This window comes from Neisseria sp. KEM232 (assembly GCF_002237445.1).
Lineage (GTDB): Bacteria > Pseudomonadota > Gammaproteobacteria > Burkholderiales > Neisseriaceae > Neisseria.
Map to the genome: position 1 here is coordinate 438,979 of NZ_CP022527.1, position 16,891 is coordinate 455,869.

Sequence of the window (16,891 nt, forward strand, 5' to 3'; positions counted from 1 at the left end):
CAATCGCTTAAAATCCCGCCCCATGAATTTCCGCCGCGATCCCGCCTTTTCCCTTGCCCTTGCCGCCCTCTTCGCCCTGCTGTTTGTCCTGCTTTACGGCGGCGCAAATCTGCTTGCCGCCCTTGTGCCGTGGCGCATCCGCCCCGCCCTGCCTTTTGAGGCCACCGTTCCCTTTGTGCCCGCGTGGAGCGTTGTTTATCTCAGCCTGCCGCTGCTGCTTCTGCTGTGCGGCCTGCGCGCGGACAGGCACGGCGCGTGGCTGCTGTTTGCCGTGCTGGCCGCCGAGCTGGCGGCCGCCCTTCCCTTTTTCGTTTTCCTGCCCGTTCAGACGGCCTGGCCGCCGCGCGAAGCCGGGGGCTTTTGGCAGCCCTTTTTCCTTTTGGCCGACCGCGTCAGCCTGTCGCGCAACCACCTCCCCTCGCTGCACACTGCCTTCGCCCTAACCGCTGCCCGCTTCGCATGGCGGCAGCGGTTTCCCGCCCGCGCCCTTTATGTCCTGTGGGCGGCGGCCGTCGTCCTCTCCACCCTGCTGATACACGAACACCATCTGGCCGACCTCGCCGCAGGCGGCCTGCTCGCCTTCGCCGCCTGCCGCCTCGTTCCCGCGCGCGCCGACGGCGACGCCTTCCGCCGCGCCGACACCGCCTTTCTGCTGCTGCGCGAACAGGCCGCCTTCGCCCGCCGCCACCGCCGCTACGCCCTCATCAGCCTGATTCTCGCCCTCTACCGCCTCCGCCGCCCGAAACGCGGCGGCCTGATGGTGGCGGGCTACTGCTTTTTGCAGGCTTTCGACGACCTGATGGACGGCGACAGGCCGCTCCCGCCCAAAGCGTGCGGGCATGACGTTTCCGCAAGCCCCGTCGCCAAAGCAGACCGCCTGATAAGCGAATGGCAGCGCGGCGTTTTCGACACGCACGACCATTACAGCCGCCTCGCCGCCTGCTTCCGAGGCCGTCTGAATGCCGTGCTGCCGCCCGACACCGCCCGCGAAGCCGTGTTTCAGACGGCCTCCCTGCTGCACACCATGCGCCGCGACCGCCTGCGCGCCGACGCCGCCGAAATTTGGCCTGCCGCCGCACTCGCCGCCCACCACCGCGCCACCTTCGCCGACTCGCTCGACCTCCTCTTTGCCGCCGCAGGCGCGGCCACCCGCAGCCGCAATGTGCCCGAACTGGCCGACGCGCTCGCCTGGTGCTCCGTAATGCGCGACCTGCGCCAAGACCTCGCCGCCGGCATCGTCAACATCCCCGCCGAAATTCTGAACCGAAGCGACAGGCCGTCTGAACGCCCAAGTAGCCCAAGTAGGGTGTGTGGCGCAGCCACACACGCGGATGGCGGATGGCAAAACAGCCGCTCCGCCGTTTCCGAACAACACAAACCGCGTGCGTCGCGGAGCGACACACCCTACGCAGCGGTTCAGACAGCCTCCGACCGCACAAACCCGACGCCCTTCCGCCCCGACTTCGCCGCCCTGTCCGCCGATCCCGCCGTGCACCAATGGATACGCGGCGAACGCCGCCGCGCCCGCGCCCTGCTCGACGTCCTCGAACCCCGCGCCGCCGCTCTGCCCGACCCCGCTTCCCGCCGCATCGCCTGCCTCTTCGCCCGCTCCGTGCGCAGCTTCGCCGAAAAACGCATCCTGCGGCTTTATCCGTGGCTGGATAAAGAAACATATAGTGAAACAAAATAGGAAAGACACAAGGCAGCAAGCCGCAGACAGTACAAGTAGTACGGCAAGGCGCAGCAACGCCGTAGATTTTCGTGTTGTTTCACTATAAAGGCCGTCTGAAAGCTTTCCAGACGGCCAACACCGCGCCGGGACGCCGTTTCCCAAGCCGCCGCCGCAAAACTGCTGAACCGCACGCGCAAAACGGTTACACTCCCGCCCCGCGCACCATTGGGACACTGAAATATGAACAACGACCGCTGGCAAATCCACCGCTACCTCGCCCAAACCGCCGACGAACGTCTGCAAATCCTCAAAGCCGCGCCGCAGCACATCCTGCTCTCGGGTGCTGACGGCGACGTCAGCCGCGGCCTGCTCGCCGCCCGCTACCCCAAAGCCGCCTTCTCCGAATACGACCCGCGCCGCGATTTTCTTGATGCCGCCGCCGCCGCGCGCAAAAGCGGGTTTCTCGCCAAGCTGGCGGGAAAAAGCGTGCCGCAGCACTGCCAAAGCCTCGCCTCTCCGCCGCCCGAAGCCTCGGCCGACATGCTGTGGTCGAACCTCGGCCTGACAACCGAAGCCGACCCGCTGCCCGTTTTCCAAGCCTGGGCGCACGCGCTGAAAACCGACGGCCTGCTGTTTTTCACCCACTTCGGCCGCGACAGCCTCGCCGAACTCACAGGCCGTCTGAAAACGCTGGGACACGAAGCCCACCGCCCCGCCCTGATCGATATGCACGACTTGGGCGACATGCTGGCCGACAGCGGCTTCTACGACCCCGTCACCGACACCGCCGCCCTGCGCCTCGAATACCGCAGCGCCGACACCTTCTGGCAGGACATGGACACCCTCGGCCTGTGGCAGGCGCTCGATTTCGCCGACCCCGCCGCCGCCCGCGCCGCCGCGCAAAGCCTGTGGGACAAAGGCGAGCTTGCCCGCATCGAGTTGGAAACGGTGTACGGCCACGCCGTCAAGAAAAAAGCCCTGCCCGCGGGCGAGAGCGAAGTCATGTTCTTTCCGCGCGGCAAGGCCTGAACACCCCCTGAGGCCGTCTGAAAGCCAAGCCCTAACGAAGTGAAACCCGTCCTCCCAATCATCCGAAAGGAAACCCGTGAACACACTGTCCCGCCGCGCCGCCCTGGCCGCCTTCGCCGCCCTCGTTCTTGCCGCCTGTCCGAGCGGCAACACGCCGCAACCGCAGGTGCGTGTCAAACCGCAGCCGCAAAAACCGCAGGCCGTCGTCGCCATCGCCCTCGGCGGCGGCGCGTCGAAAGGCTTCGCCCATATCGGCATTCTCAAAGTACTCAAACAGCACGGCATCCCCGTCAAAGTCGTCACCGGCACCAGCGCGGGCGCCATCGTCGGCAGCATGTACGCCTCGGGTATGTCGCCCGACCGCATGGAGCTCGAAGCGGAAATCCTCGGCAAAACCGATTTGGTCGACCTCACCCTGTCAACCAACGGCTTTATCAAGGGCGAAAAGCTGCAAGACTATGTCAACCGCAAAACGGGCAACCGCCCCATCGAGCAGTTCCCGCTCAAATTCGCCGCCGTCGCCACCGATTTCTCCACCGGCAAGGCCGTGGCCTTCAACCGCGGCAACGCGGGGCAGGCGGTGCGCGCCTCGGCCGCCATTCCCAACGTGTTCCAGCCTGCCGTTATCGGCGGGCGGAAATACGTCGACGGCGGCCTGACCCAGCCCGTGCCCGTCACCGCCGCGCGGCAGCAGGGGGCGAATTTCGTGATTGCCGTCGATATTTCCGCCAAACCGGAAAACGCGGTCGGCAAAAGTTTCTTCGCCTACCTCGACCAAACGCTCAACATCATGAGCACTTCCGCGCTGAACGCCGAGTTGGGCAAGGCCGACGTGGTAATCAAACCGCGCGTGCAGAACCTCGGCGCGGTGGGCGGTTTCGACCAGAAGACGCAGGCGATTAAAACGGGCGAAGCCGCCGCCCTCGCCGCCCTGCCGGAAATCAAACGCAAGCTGGCGGCCTACCGCTATTGAGCGTTTGCAGACAGAGGCCGTCTGAAAGTCCGCCGCAGGCTTTCAGACGGCCTCTTTGCTGCCGCCGCAAAACAATGAGGCCGTCTGAAACCGGAGTTTCAGACGGCCTTTTCATGTTTGAACAATCACAGCAGGAATATCGTCGCCAGCCCGAGGAAAATCAGGAAGCCGCCCGAGTCGGTGACGGCGGTAATCAATACCGAGCTGCCCAGCGCGGGGTCGCGGCCGAGTTTTTCCATCACGATGGGAATCAGCACGCCGACGGCGGCGGCCAAGAGCAGGTTGAGCGTCATGGCGGCCACCATGACGAGGCCGATGCCGACACTGCCGTAGAGCAGATAGGAGAGCAGCCCCATCACGCTGCCCCACAGGATGCCGTTCACCAGCGCGACGCCGATTTCTTTTTTCAGCAGCCGCCCGGCCTGGATGTCGGCAAGCTGGCCGACGGCCATCGCGCGCACAATCATGGTGATGGTTTGGTTGCCCGAATTGCCGCCGATGCCCGCCACAATCGGCATCAGCGCGGCCAGGGCGACGATTTTTTCGATGCTGCCTTCAAACGCGCCGATTACGCGGCTGGCGAGAAAGGCGGTGCACAGGTTGATGGCCAGCCACATCCAGCGGTTTTTCACCGAATCGAGCACGGGGGCGAACAGGTCTTCTTCTTCCTGCAAACCGGCCATGTTCAAAATGTCGGCTTCCGATTCTTCGCGGATGACGTCCACCATTTCGTCGATGGTGATGCGGCCGATGAGTTTGCCGTTTGCGTCGATCACGGGCGCGGTCACCAGGTCGTAACGCTCGAAAGCCTGCGCGGCTTCTTCGGCGTCGTCCTGCGGCGAGAAGCGCACCACGTCGGTGGCCATGACGTCGGCCACCAAATCTTCCGGGTTGGAAATCAGCAGCTTGCGCACGGGCAGCACGCCGATCAGCACGTCTTCTTCGTCGACGACGAAGATTTTGTCGGTGTGGTCGGGCAGGCTATCGAAGCGGCGCAGGTAGCGCAAAACGACTTCGCAGGTGACGTCGGCGCGCACGCTCACCAGCTCGAAGTCCATCAGTGCGCCGACTTGGCCGTCTTCGTAGGACATCGCCGCCTTCACCTGCTCGCGCTCTTCCTCGTCGCGCGTTTGCAGGGCTTCGTATACGACTTGGTGCGGCAGATCGTCGGCCAGCTCGGCCAGCTCGTCGGCATCCATGTCTTCCACCGCCGAGAGCAGCTCTTCGCGGTTCATCGCCTCGATCAGCGTTTCGCGCACCGCTTCGGACACTTCCAGCAGCACCTCGCCGTCGTCTTCCGGCTCGGCCAGCCGCCACACCACCACGCGCTCTTTGGGCGGCAGCGATTCGAGCAGCACCGCCATGTCGGCGGGGTGCAGTTCGTGCAAAATGCCCGTCAGCTCGGACAGTTTTTCGTTGAGGGAAGCGTCGGCCAGCGGCGCGGCGGCGGCGATTTGCGCGTAAACGGGCAGCAGCGCGGCGGCCAGCTCGTGCACGCGGTCGATATCGAGTTCGAGACGCTGCGCGTCGGACGGACGGGAAGAGGAAACGGGATTCTGGCTGCTCATAAATGCTCCGCCCGCATGAAGGCGGCAGGGCATTCAGGCGGGATGGCTACGGATTGCGTAAGGGAAGGAAAAATGTCAAAAGACAGGGAAGTTCCATGATTTCTGCCTGCGGCGCAGGCGGCAAACGAAAACAGCGCATTGTAACACAATGTTAAAGCCCCTCGGGCTGCACACACGTTTTCTGACACAATCACGCATAAACTTGATAATACTTTCCATTTGTAGCACAATGCGGCCGCAGGACGATACGCCGTTTGCCGCGAATCGTCTGCCAAACATTCAAACATCCGTAAACAAGAGAGACACCCTTATGAAAAAAACCGCCCTGATTCTGGCCGCAGCCTTCGCCGCAGCCGCCCTGCCCGCCTCCGCCGCCGATTTCGGCAGCAAGCAAACCCTCACCATCGACGGCAAAGCCGCCTATCTGGCCGAAACCTCCGCCCGCATCCTCGCCAATAAAGAGCTCAAAGCGCCCGAACTGGTGGACGACATTACCGACGGCCTGTCCGGCAAAAAAGTGCCCGGCTACAAAATCATGATTATGGGACGCACCTACTCCGCCGCCGCCGAGACCAAACCGCCCAAAGAAGGCCAGAGCCAATGGCGTGAAAAAGCCTACGTCCACAGAGGCATCAAACTGTTTGTCGGCGTGCCCGTCGTCAAAGGCAAAGCCGATTTGGCACACGCCCGCCTGCTCAACATCGGCGTGGTGGACGACAACGGCGGCGACGCCCCGCACACGCCCGACGAGAAAATCCGCCCCGTCGGCAAACAGCTGATGAACGAAAACGCCGTGGTTGAAAAAGCCCACCTGCATATCAGCGAGCTGGAGCTGCCGAACATGAAAAAAGGCGAAGCCAGCGGCGGCGGCGTGAAGCTGAAAGCCGGTGCGGTGATCGACGGCAAAGCGGTGGAAACCGAACTCGACAGCACCTTCACCCGCTTCTACACCGCCAAACCGACCAGCAGCGCGCCGTTCAAAGCCGACAAGCGTTTTGTGAAATAAGCCGCGTTTTTTCGTACAAAGGCCGTCTGAAAACCCCGAAAAGGGTTTTTCAGACGGCCTTTTGACAATGGTTGCCGCCGCTCCCGATTTTCGATTACACCAAATCAAAGCCCGCGCCGGACAGGCAGCCGAATCGGGCGCAATGGGCGTAAAACACGACAAAGGCCGTCTGAAAACCCGCCAAACAGGTTTTCAGACGGCCTCAGTCTTTTCAGACGACCTTTCACAGGCGGGTTGAGTGCAAATAGGCCGTCAGCGGGTGTTGCGGCGACAGCAGGCCGCAGCGGCGGAAGAGGTCGAGGGTGACGAGGGCGGCGTCGTTCGTCATTTCGCCGCGTATGACGGTATCGGCGACGGCGTGCGCGTCCATCGCGGCGAAGGCGGCCACTTCGCCGTCTTGGTTTTGCGGCGTGAAACCGTCGGGCAGGATGATGTCGTAGAGATACAGGCTTTCGCGGTGCAGGCCGCGTTTGACGGTGTGCAGGCTCATGATGCGGCCGGCGGGAGCGGCGGTATCGAGGAGCTCGGGCGGCAGGCCGGCCTCTTCGCGGCCTTCGCGGCGCATGGCGGCTTCGGGGGTTTCGCCTGCGGCGATACCGCCGCCGGTGAGGTTGTCGAGTTTGCCGGGGTCGACGGCTTTGTGCGGGCTGCGGCAGGCGATGAGAAAACGCCAGCCGTCGGCGCACGGGCTCAGGCCGTTGATGTGCACGGCCTTGCTGTGCAGGCCGAGCGGGCGGAAGGCGGCACGTTCGAGGGCGAATAGTGCCGTGCCGCTGCTGTCGCAGACATCGAAGGTCTCATTGCGCCAGCCGCCGAACAGTCCGGCATCGTGCCAGCCGCGTGCGGTTTGCTGCAACAGGCGCGCCATGTCGTCCCAGCTGCCGCTTTGCAGCAGGAGGCCGTCTGAAAGGATTTGCTGGCTGCCCGGCCAGTCGCGCAGCAGGCGCTGTTGCCAGATGCCGTTGACCATGCCCAGCGGCAGGCCGTTGAGCAGCAGCGGGCGCCAGTCGGGCGCGTGGAAGCGGAAGGTGTCGTGCAGAAAGCCGAGCAGGCCGGTTTGCACGCTGTCGGGCAGGGGGCTGAGACGGGGCAGGTTCATGGCTTGGCGGCGGGCAGGTAGATGTCGAAGCGGGTGGATTTGCCTTCGTAGCGGTAGGAGGGTTTTTCGCCGGCGAGAGTTTCGCCGAGGCGCGGGCGTTTGACGGCGACGCGTTTTGCGGCGGCGGCGCGGGCGGCGGCGAGGAGGGCGGCGTCGTTTTGCGGCTGCGCGGCGCCGATAAGCTGGTGGAAATACGCCATTTCTTTTTTGACGGCGGCGGACTTCTGCCGCGCGGGATACATGGGGTCGAGGCAGACGACGTCGGGGCGCAGCTCGGCGGCGAGGCGGGGCAGCAGTTCGAGGGCGTCGCCGTGGTGCAGGGTGATGCGCTCTGCGGCGGGGGCGGTTTGTCCGTCGGCGAGGGCGCGGCGCAGGCCGTCGGCGAGCAGGCAGGCGGCGGCGGGGTGGCGTTCGATGATGTGGACGGTGAGGCCGTGTGCGGCGAGGACGAAGGCGTCGCGGCCGAGGCCGCCGGTGGCGTCGACAACGAGGGGGGCAGCGGTGTGGTTGACGGCTTTGGCGATGAGTTCGCCGCCGCCTTTTGTGCGCCGGTATTGCGCCGCGCCGCCGGTGAAATCGGCGCGGACGCGGCCTTTTTCGCCTGCTTGGCACAGGCTGATGCCCTCGGCGTCGGCAAGGAGGAAGAGGCCGTCTGAAACGGGGTTTTCAGACGGCCTGAAGCCGTAGTCTTGGGCAATGGCGAGGGCTGCGGCGGGGGCGTCGGCTGCGGCGTTCAACGGAATCACGGTTGTGCCTTTTCTTTGAGCAGGCCGATTTTGCCGCCTGCGGTGTCGGTTGGCGGGACGATGTCGTCGGCGGTGAAGGGAACGCCGTCCGCGCCCGCGCTGCGCAGGTAGTAATGCTCTGCGCCGACGCGCTCGTAGTGGAACAGGCGCGGCGTATCGGTGAGGCGGGTGTCGGTGGGGTCAATCACAAACAGCGGCGTTTTCGGCTGCGCCTGTTGCAGGGCGGCCAGCGATTCGGGGTATTGCCCGTGTTGCAGCTTGTGGAATTCGATGCTTTGCACCAGTTGGCCGAGCTGCTGCTGCGCGAGTTCGACACGCAGTTTGTCGTAAACGCCGCCGCGCTGTTGGAAGCCGAAATAAAAAAGCGCGCCGTAAACGGCAACGGAGCAGGCGACGCCGGCGGCGGCAATCAGGGCGGCGATTTTGCCGCCGCGTTTTTTGCGCGCCGCCAAGCCCCAAACGATGGCGGCCAGGCCGAAAGGCAGGCCGAGCAGCGGGATAAAGGAAATGCCCGCCAGCACATAGGCGGCGGGGTGGATGCTGGGCGGACGGGTGACGGCGGCGTGTTCGGGCGTTTGTTCCATGGCGGATTCCTGAAATAAAGGGCAAGAGGCCGTCTGAAAAGATTAAAACAGGGTTTCAGACGGCCTTATTTTAACAATGTTTCTTCCTGCCGTTCCGCTATAATCGCGGCTTTTGTCCGAACAGGAATCCCGCCGCCACGGCATTGCCGATTCCGCATTTGAATTCAACAACCCGTTTCGTCCGATAAGGAAACCGCCATGAACAAACTCCTGCTTTCCGCCACCGCCCTGCTCCTGCTCGCCGCCTGTGGCGAAGAAGCACACGATGTGCAGTGGTATCTCGACCATCCCCAAGAGCTGGATGCACAGTTGGATAAATGCAGTAACGATCCCGCCAAGCTGAGAGACACGCCTGCCTGTATCAATGCCAGAGAAGCCGCAGGTAAAAGGTTTATGGGCTACGGCAAGTTCAAGCCTTCATCGGCAAAATAAGTTTCTCTATATCCAAAGCAGCCTGAAAAACCCGCCCATCCCGTTTTTCAGGCTGCCCAAGCCGTTTTCAAAAAACCATCCATTAAGGAATCCCGCCATGATCACCCCGATTTCCGCCCTTTCCCCGCTCGACGGCCGCTACGCCGCTTCCGTCGAAGCCCTGCGCCCGATTTTCTCCGAATACGGCCTGATGCGCGCCCGCGTCAAAGTCGAACTGGGCTGGCTCAAAGCCCTTGCCGCCGAGCCGAAAATCAGCGAAGTGCCGCCTTTTGGCAGCTTCACGCTGGCCGAAATCGACCAAGTGGCGGAACACTTCTCGCTCGAAGACGCAGCCGCCGTAAAAGCCATCGAAGCCACCACCAACCACGATGTCAAAGCCATCGAATACTGGCTCAAAGAACGCTTCGCCGGCGTACCCGAAGTGGCCGCCGCCGCCGAGTTCATCCACTTTGCCTGCACCAGCGAAGACATCAACAACCTCTCCCACGCCCTGATGCTGCGCGAAGCGCGCGAAGCCGTATTGCTGCCCAAGCTCGCCGAAATCATCGACAAACTCACCGGCATGGCACACGATTTGGCCGCCATCCCCATGATGAGCCGCACCCACGGCCAGCCCGCCACGCCCACCACACTCGGCAAAGAAATCGCCAACGTGGTCTACCGCCTGCAACGCCAGAAAAAACAGCTCGAACAGCAGGAAATCCTCGGCAAAATCAACGGCGCGGTGGGCAACTACAACGCCCATCTGGCCGCCTATCCCGACGTGGATTGGGAAGCACACTGCCGCCGCTTCGTCGAAACCGGCTTGGGGCTGACCTTCAACCCCTACACCATCCAAATCGAACCGCACGACTACATGGCCGAGTTTTTCCAAACCCTCGCGCGCATCAACACCATCCTGATTGATTTCAACCGCGACGTATGGGGCTACATCTCGCTCGGTTACTTCAAACAAAAAGTCAAAGCGGGCGAAGTCGGCTCGTCCACCATGCCGCACAAAGTCAACCCCATCGACTTTGAAAACTCCGAAGGCAACCTCGGCATGGCCAACGCCGTGCTCGGTTTCCTCGCCGAAAAGCTGCCCGTATCCCGCTGGCAGCGCGACCTTACCGACAGCACCGTGCTCCGCAATATGGGCGTGGGCGCGGGCTATACCCTGCTCGGTTTCGCCGCCCACTTGCGCGGCCTGAACAAACTCGAGCCGAACCCTGCCGCGCTGGCTGCCGATTTGGACGCAACGTGGGAGCTTCTGGCCGAGCCGATTCAAACCGTGATGCGCCGCTACGGCGTGGCCAACCCCTACGAAAAACTCAAAGACCTCACGCGCGGCAAAGACGGCATCACGCCCGAAGTGCTCAAAGAGTTTGTCGAATCGCTCGACATCCCCGCCGAGGCCAAAGCCGGCCTGCTCGCGCTCACGCCCGCGCTGTATGTGGGCAAAGCCGAAGAATTGGCGCAGCGCATTTGAGGCCGTCTGAAAAGGCCGTCCGAACCTTTTCAGACGGCCTTCTTGCGGCCTGCCGCATATGCCGTGCGATTGTCAGAAAACGGCACCACCGTTACAATAACGGGAATAAACAAACAAAAAATTCCGTAATTTAACAAACAGGGGGACGTTGTGGCTGCATTTATCTACGATGTTGTGATTGTCGGCGCAGGACCTGCCGGTTCTGTGGCGGCGGCCTTGCTGAACAAGCAGGGCTTCAATGTCTGCGTACTCGAAAAGCAGCATTTTCCGCGTTTTGTTATCGGCGAGAGCCTGCTGCCCTACGCGATGGACATCTTGCAGGAAGCCGGGCTGCTGCGTGCCGTGCAGGCCGCCGGTTTGGGCTTCCAATACAAAAACGGCTTTGCCTTTTCATGGGGCGGGCGCTACACCTCGTTCAGCTTTTTGGACAAATTCAGCGCAGGCAACGACACTGCCTTCAACGTGCAGAGAGCCGAGTTCGACCTGCTCTTGATCCGCGAAGCGGAAAAACAGGGCGTGGCCGTGCGCTTTGGCGAAACCCTGAAAAAATTCGACAACGAAGGCAATACCGTGCTGCTCACCGTCGAGCGTGACAACGGCGACACCTACGATATGGAAGCCCGCTTCGTCCTCGACGCCAGCGGCTTCTACCGCGCCCTGCCCCGCCTGATGAACTGGGAGCTGCCGCCCGAAACCGTTATGCGCCAGGTGCATTTCACCCATATCGACGACCGCATCACCTCCCCCAAATTCGACCGCAACAAAAACCTCGTCTGCATCCACCCCGAACACCGCGACGTATGGGTCTGGCTCATCCCCTTCGCCAACGGCCGCAGCTCCATCGGCGTAGTCGGCGAAGAACACTACTTCCGCCACGAAAGCACCGCCAACATCCTGAAAGAAACCGTTGCCGAAATCCCCTTCCTCGCCGAAATCCTCGCCGACGCCAAATGGGACAACGGCTTCCCCTTCCGCTACCTGCCCGGCTACACCACCAAAGGCAAAGGCCTCTACGGCCGCCACTTCGCCCTTTTGGGCGCCTCGGGCGAATTTCTCGACCCCGTCTTCTCCTCCGGCGTCACCATCGCCGTGCACTCCTCCAAACTGGCCGCCGACTGCGTGGCACGCGAACTGCGCGGCCTGCCCGTAGACTGGAAAAACGAGTTTGCCGTACCGCTCACCACCGGCGTCAACGCCTTCGGCAGCTACATCAACGGCTGGTACGACGGCCGCTTCCAAGACCTGATTTTCGACGTCGACAAAGACAGCGAACTCTGCCGCATGGTCTGCGCCATCCTCGCCGGCTACGCCTGGGACAGGGAAAACCCCTGCGTGCGCGATTCGCAAATACTGTTTGCCTGACCCGCTCCCGCCCGCACCTTCGGGGCGCAGATGCAGGAATGATGTTTCCGCAACACGGTTTTCACAGTTAAAACCCCGCCGCGAACAGCCGAAGAGGCCGTCTGAAATCTTTTCAGACGGCCTCTTCGCTATGTACAGGATATGCAGCGCACCCATGCGGACGACGAATATCCGACACCGCAAAATCTGCCGCCGCAAACCGCATTCGTCGTAGGGCGGCAGATACGGAACGGCTGTGTCGGGCGGAGATTTGACTTGCGATGATTTTGCCCAGTATGCGGCTTATGCCGTTTTCTTTGATGACGGGTTCGGGCTTTGCCGTTTCAGACGGCCTCCACAGATTGAGGCCGTCTGAAACGGCAAATGCGGCACGGTTTTCCGGTTTTCAGACGGCCTCTCGGGCGAAGGCGGCGATGCGTTCGGCGAGCCGCTCTGCGCTGAGGCCGAGTTTGTCGAGCAGGAGTTTGGGGTCGCCGTGGTCGGTAACGGTGTCGGGGATGCCGATAAGGAGGACGGGTTTCAGACGGCCTTCGGCGGCGAGCATTTCGAGGACGGCACTGCCCGCTCCGCCGCAAACGGCGTTTTCTTCGGCGCAGACGAGATAATCGTGGCTGTCGGCCAGTTGCAGGACGAGTTCTTTGTCGAGCGGTTTGACGAAACGCATGTCGGCGACGGTGGCGTCCAGTGTTTCGGCGGCTTCTAGGGCGGGGGCAACCATGCTGCCGAAGGCGAGGACGGCGATGCATTTGCCCTGTCGGCGGATGATACCTTTGCCGACGGGCACGGTGTCGAGGCCGTCTGAAACTTGTGCGCCGCAGCCTGTGCCGCGCGGGTAGCGCACGGCGGCGGGGGTGTCCAGCGCGTAGCAGGTGGAGAGCAACAGGCGGCATTCGTTTTCGTCGCTGGGGGCGGCGACGGTCATGTTGGGAATGCAGCGCAGGAAGCTGAGGTCGTAGGCGCCGGCGTGGGTGGGGCCGTCGGCGCCGACGATGCCGGCGCGGTCGATGGCAAAGAGCACGGGCAGGTTTTGCAGGGCGACGTCGTGCACGAGTTGGTCGTAGCCGCGCTGCAAAAAGGTGGAGTAGATGGCGACGACGGGTTTGACTCCTTCGCAGGCGAGGCCGGCGGCGAAGGTGACGGCGTGCTGTTCGGCGATGCCGACGTCGAAATAGCGTTCGGGAAAGCGTCGGGCAAATTCGACGAGGCCGCTGCCTTCGCGCATGGCGGGGGTGATGGCGGCGAGGCGGGGATCGGCTTCGGCCTGGTCGCACAGCCAGCGGCCGAAGATTTCGGTGTAGGTGGGACGCGCGGCGGGCGCGGGGGCGGCGGCTTCGGCGGGGGCTGGGGTTTTGCCGATGGCGTGGTATTTGACGGGGTCGTTTTCGGCGAGTTTGTAGCCCTGGCCTTTTTTGGTGACGACGTGCAAGAGCTGAGGGCCTTTTCTGCGCCGCAGCTCGGACAGGGTTTCGACGAGTTTGCCGACGTTGTGGCCGTCGACGGGGCCGGTGTAGGCGAAGCCGAAGTTTTCAAACAGGGAGAGGGATTGTTTGATGTGTTCGCTCTCGCCCGCCAGCGATTTGATGGTTTCTTCGGCTTTTTGCGCGATTTCTTTGACGGCGGGGAGTTTGCCGAGCACTTTGTCGGAGCGGGCTTTGATGGTGCTGAGCAGGCCGTGCATGTCGCGCATGACGTTGCGGGCGAGGTATTTGGGCAGGGCGCCGACGTTGGGCGAGATGGACATTTCGTTGTCGTTGAGGATGACGAGCAGGTCGGTGTCGGCCATGTCGCCCGCGCAGTTGAGGGCTTCGAAGGCTTGTCCGGCGGTCATTGCGCCGTCGCCGATAATGGCGACGCTGCGGGCGCTGCGCCCGGCGAGTTTGTCGGCCACGGCCATGCCCAGTGCGGCGCCGATGGAGGTGGAGGAGTGACCGACGCCGAAGTCGTCGTATTCGCTTTCGCTGCGTTTGGGGAAACCGGCGAGGCCGCCGAACTGGCGCATGGTGTCCATGCGGTTTTTGCGGCCGGTGAGAATTTTGTGGGGATAGCTTTGGTGGCCGACGTCCCAAACCAGATGGTCGTTCGGCGTGTCGTAAACGTAATGCAGGGCGACGGTGAGTTCGACCGCGCCGAGGTTGCTGGCGAAGTGGCCGCCGGTTTTGCCGACGGATTCGAGCAGGAAGGCGCGGATTTCGCCGCACAGCTGCGGCAGCTCGGCGGGGGCGAGCAGGCGCAGGTCTTGCGGCAGGGCGACGTTGTCCAGTAGGGGCGTTTGGCTCATGGTGTTCTTTATCTTGATTTTAACAGGCCGTCTGAAAACGGGTTTTCAGACGGCCTTTGTGTTTCGGCGCGGCGGATTATATAGCAACAGGCGGGGCGGACGATATGGCAAAAGGCCGTCTGAAAGCGGTTTTTTCCTTTCAGACGGCCTCTTTGCGCGGCGGCAGCCGCACGTTCCGACAAAGCGGCACAGGGATAAAGGCCGTCTGAAAACACTTCGACAAAGTGAAAACCCGTTTTGGCTGCGCCGAAGCTGTGCTTTCAGACGGCCTCTGTCCAAGCGGCTACAAACGGGTGACGGACAGCACGCCTTTGATTTCGCTCAGGCCGACCAAGACGCGCGGCAAGTCGCCGACTTGGCGGATTTCCAGCGTAAACCGCATGCTGGCTTCGAGATCGCGCGACTGGGTTTGCACGCCGGTGACGTTGATTTTGTGACGGGCTAGGTTGTCGGACACGTCGCGCAAGAGGCCGGAGCGGTCTTGCGCGCGGATCTCGATGTCGACGGCGAACACCTGTCCGCTCTCGGCGCCGTTCCATGCGGCGGGCAGCATTTTGTCGGGCGACTGGCGGGCAAGGTTTTGCAGCGCGGGGCAGCTGCTGCGGTGGACGGAAATGCCGCGTCCGCGTGTGACAAAGCCGGTGATGTCGTCGGGCGGCGCGGGTTTGCAGCATTTGGCCAGCACGGTCATCAGGCCGCCTTCGCCGTCGATCAGAACGCCGCCGGACTGGCTGCTTTTGATTTTCGACTGTTTGACGATGCTGCTTTCGCTCACGGGCGCGGGCGGCGGCTCGTTCAATGCGCCCGCGGCCTTCTGTACGGCGCGCGGCGTGATTTCGCCCTGGCCGACGGCGGTGTAGAGGTCTTCCGTTTTGCCAAAGCCCAGTTTGTCGCAAAGCTGCTGCAAATTAGGCTTGAAGGGGATTTTGGCGAGGATTTTTTCCAGCTGCTGTTTGCCGTTTTCGCGCACGGCTTCGGCGTTTTGGCGGCGGATGTAGGCGCGGATTTTGCCGATGGCTTTGTGCGATTTGACCCAGCCTTCGTAGAGCCAGTTTACCGAGGGCTCGCCTTCTTTGGCGGTGATGATTTCGACGCGCTGGCCGTTTTCCAGCGGGGTGGACAGCGGCACAATCTGGCCTTCGACTTTTGCGCCGCGGCAGCGGTCGCCGATGCTGCTGTGCAGGGCATAGGCAAAGTCGATGGGCGTCGCGCCGACGGGCAGCGACAGCACTTTACCGTGCGGCGTGAGGACGTAAATGGTGTCGTTGAACAGCTCGGTTTTGAAGGCGGCGGCGAGGTCTTCTTTGCCGCTTTCGGCCATGTTTTCGCGCCAGTCGAGCAGTTGGCGCAGCCAGGCGATTTTCTGCTCGTACGCGCTGTCGCCTTTGCCGCCTTCTTTGTACCGCCAGTGCGCGGCCACGCCGAATTCGTTGAAGCGGTGCATTTCAAAGGTGCGGATTTGCACTTCCACGCCTTTGTCTTCCGGGCCGACAATCACGGTGTGCAGCGATTGGTAGCCGTTGCCTTTGGGGTTGGCGATGTAGTCGTCGAACTCGCCGGGGATGGGCTGCCACAGGCTGTGGACGATGCCGAGGGTGGTGTAGCACTCGGGCACGGTATCCACCAGAATCCGCACGGCGCGGATGTCGTACAGCCCGTCGAAACCGAGCTTTTTCTTTACCATTTTTTTGTAGATGGAATAGATGTGCTTCGGCCGGCCGGCCACGTCGTAGCGGATGCCGTATTTGTCGAGTTCGCCGCGCAGGGTGTTGAGGAAGCTTTCGATATATTCGAGGCGCTCGGTGCGTTTTTCGTCGAGCAGCTTGGCGATTTCGCGGTATTTTTCGGGATTTTGGTGGCGGAAACCCAAATCTTCGAGCTGCCATTTGAGCTGCCACACGCCCAAGCGGTTGGCCAGCGGCGCGAAAATATCCAGCGTTTCTTTGGCCAATGCGCGTTTTTCGGGGCTGTCGGGCACGCTGCCGAGAAAGTGCAGGGTTTGCGTGCGCAGGGCGAGTTTGACAATCACGACGCGGATGTCCGACACCATCGCCAGCAGCATTTTCCGCATGGTTTCCGCCTGCTCGGCGCGCTCTTCGGGCGTGTTCAGGTTGTCGACGCGGGCGAAGTGGGTAAGCTTCTGCACTTCGTCGATGCCACGCACCAGATCGGCCACGGTTTTGCCGCAGGTTTCGGCAACGGCCTCATACCAGCCTTCGCGGTAGGACGAAATGTCGGCCAGCACGGTGGCGGCAACGGCTTCGGGCAGCAGGTCGATTTCCGCCACCAGCCGCGCCGCTTTCAAAAGATGCGGCAGCAGCGGCTCGCCCATCGGCGTGGCGGCATCGGCAGGATAGGCTTTCTGCGCTGCCGCCAGCGCCTGCCGCAGCATGGCGGCTTCCGCCTCGGGTTGCGCGGCGGCATACTGTTCGAGCCATTGTTTGGCCGTCTGAAAACCGTCTGATGCGTCAGGCAGGGAAGTTGCGTCAACCATAATGCGCTCCGAATCCGATCAGGAAAAAGACGGCGCATTGTAGCCCAATGCCGCCGTGCCGATAAGGCGCAAAAACCGATATCAAGAAGCAGCGTTTATCAGCCGTTTCCGCCTGCGCGGGAATGGCGTTTCTGAAAGAACACGGGCGGCATAGTGCGGACACGAACCCTGCCACCCTGT

The 16,891-nt window shown here is 62.5% G+C and carries 14 protein-coding genes; 8 read left to right on the forward strand and 6 right to left on the reverse strand.

Features of this window, described 5'->3' with window-relative positions:
- Window positions 1-22 precede the first annotated feature (22 nt).
- From CGZ77_RS02080 to CGZ77_RS02090, 3 genes are all read left to right on the forward strand, one after another.
- Window positions 23-1,690 carry a hypothetical protein gene (locus tag CGZ77_RS02080; RefSeq protein WP_009426436.1) on the forward strand — a complete coding sequence of 556 codons (1,668 nt, stop codon included), beginning with the start codon at window positions 23-25 and terminating at the stop codon, window positions 1,688-1,690.
- A gap of 222 nt (window positions 1,691-1,912) precedes the next feature.
- A complete protein-coding gene (locus CGZ77_RS02085; RefSeq protein ID WP_009426437.1) occupies window positions 1,913-2,701 on the forward strand; it encodes a hypothetical protein in 789 nt (262 codons plus the stop codon).
- 76 nt (window positions 2,702-2,777) lie between these two features.
- Window positions 2,778-3,674, forward strand: coding sequence for a patatin-like phospholipase family protein (locus CGZ77_RS02090; protein WP_009426438.1), 897 nt, complete (start codon window positions 2,778-2,780; stop codon window positions 3,672-3,674).
- Between the two features lie 125 nt (window positions 3,675-3,799).
- On the opposite strand, the gene mgtE is transcribed toward CGZ77_RS02090, so the two are convergent.
- On the reverse strand, window positions 3,800-5,242 hold the full coding sequence (gene mgtE, locus CGZ77_RS02095; protein WP_009426439.1) for a magnesium transporter: 1,443 nt from the start codon (window positions 5,240-5,242) through the stop codon (window positions 3,800-3,802).
- A 310-nt stretch (window positions 5,243-5,552) separates the two neighbouring features.
- On the opposite strand from mgtE, the gene CGZ77_RS02100 reads away from it, so the two are divergent.
- A complete protein-coding gene (locus tag CGZ77_RS02100) occupies window positions 5,553-6,248 on the forward strand; it encodes a hypothetical protein (RefSeq protein ID WP_036496225.1) in 696 nt (231 codons plus the stop codon).
- A gap of 67 nt (window positions 6,249-6,315) precedes the next feature.
- The gene (locus tag CGZ77_RS11940) at window positions 6,316-6,486 is read left to right on the forward strand and encodes a hypothetical protein (RefSeq protein WP_009426441.1); all 171 of its coding nucleotides are present in this window, start codon (window positions 6,316-6,318) and stop codon (window positions 6,484-6,486) included.
- On the opposite strand, the gene CGZ77_RS02105 is transcribed toward CGZ77_RS11940, so the two are convergent.
- From CGZ77_RS02105 to CGZ77_RS02115, 3 genes are read right to left on the reverse strand one after another with little or no spacing between them, the layout of a single operon-like run.
- Window positions 6,472-7,347, reverse strand: coding sequence for an NUDIX domain-containing protein (locus CGZ77_RS02105; protein ID WP_009426442.1), 876 nt, complete (start codon window positions 7,345-7,347; stop codon window positions 6,472-6,474). The two genes, CGZ77_RS11940 and CGZ77_RS02105, sit on opposite strands and share 15 nt — an antisense overlap.
- Window positions 7,344-8,093, reverse strand: coding sequence for a class I SAM-dependent methyltransferase (locus CGZ77_RS02110; RefSeq protein ID WP_009426443.1), 750 nt, complete (start codon window positions 8,091-8,093; stop codon window positions 7,344-7,346). The genes CGZ77_RS02105 and CGZ77_RS02110 overlap by 4 nt, the downstream gene beginning before the upstream one ends.
- Window positions 8,090-8,677, reverse strand: coding sequence for a type II secretion system protein GspG (locus CGZ77_RS02115; RefSeq protein WP_009426444.1), 588 nt, complete (start codon window positions 8,675-8,677; stop codon window positions 8,090-8,092). The genes CGZ77_RS02110 and CGZ77_RS02115 overlap by 4 nt, the downstream gene beginning before the upstream one ends.
- Before the next feature lie 198 nt (window positions 8,678-8,875).
- Here CGZ77_RS02115 and CGZ77_RS02120 point away from each other — a divergent pair, with 198 nt between their 5' ends.
- The 3 genes from CGZ77_RS02120 to CGZ77_RS02130 all read left to right on the forward strand — a co-directional run bounded on the left by CGZ77_RS02120 (window position 8,876) and on the right by CGZ77_RS02130 (window position 11,939).
- Window positions 8,876-9,109 (forward strand): EexN family lipoprotein, encoded by a 234-nt coding sequence (locus tag CGZ77_RS02120; RefSeq protein WP_036496226.1) that lies wholly within the window; start codon window positions 8,876-8,878, stop codon window positions 9,107-9,109.
- Between the two features lie 97 nt (window positions 9,110-9,206).
- A complete protein-coding gene (gene purB, locus CGZ77_RS02125) occupies window positions 9,207-10,577 on the forward strand; it encodes an adenylosuccinate lyase (protein ID WP_009426446.1) in 1,371 nt (456 codons plus the stop codon).
- Between the two features lie 150 nt (window positions 10,578-10,727).
- Window positions 10,728-11,939, forward strand: a complete 1,212-nt coding sequence (locus tag CGZ77_RS02130; RefSeq protein ID WP_009426448.1) for an NAD(P)/FAD-dependent oxidoreductase — start codon at window positions 10,728-10,730, stop codon at window positions 11,937-11,939.
- A gap of 385 nt (window positions 11,940-12,324) precedes the next feature.
- Here the strand turns inward: CGZ77_RS02130 and dxs are convergent, their stop codons facing one another.
- Window positions 12,325-14,217, reverse strand: a complete 1,893-nt coding sequence (gene dxs, locus CGZ77_RS02135) for a 1-deoxy-D-xylulose-5-phosphate synthase (protein WP_036496228.1) — start codon at window positions 14,215-14,217, stop codon at window positions 12,325-12,327.
- Window positions 14,218-14,500: 283 nt separating this feature from the next.
- Window positions 14,501-16,711, reverse strand: a complete 2,211-nt coding sequence (locus CGZ77_RS02140) for a bifunctional (p)ppGpp synthetase/guanosine-3',5'-bis(diphosphate) 3'-pyrophosphohydrolase (protein ID WP_094030871.1) — start codon at window positions 16,709-16,711, stop codon at window positions 14,501-14,503.
- Between the last annotated feature and the right edge of the window lie 180 nt (window positions 16,712-16,891).